General features: G+C 39.7%; 1 pseudogene. It reads right to left on the bottom strand.

The annotated features are described in order from the left end of the window. Nucleotides 1-237: pseudogene (ricT, locus tag SB658_RS27365) on the bottom strand (competence/sporulation regulator complex protein RicT); the annotation flags it as partial.

The raw sequence follows: 237 nt of genomic DNA, 5'->3' as shown, positions 1-237 counted from the left end.
CTGTTTATTTTCTTCTACAATAAGCAGATCGCGCTCGTCAGCCACACGTATAACTTTTCGAAGGGGAAGCACCACATCATGCTCATTCACCTGTTTATTTGCAATTACGACCTGGCCGTACTCAACACCTCTGACAGTTTGTACAATTACGCAGCTGTCATGTTCTATATGAAAACAATTCGGATCACAATAATATATTTTACCCGCTTTCTTAAAGAGGACACCAATTACATTGTA

This window comes from Bacillus sp. SIMBA_008 (genome assembly GCF_046535495.1).
In the GTDB taxonomy this organism is placed as follows: Bacteria; Bacillota; Bacilli; order Bacillales; family Bacillaceae; genus Bacillus; species Bacillus subtilis.
This window is presented reverse-complemented; position numbering and strand designations above follow the sequence as displayed.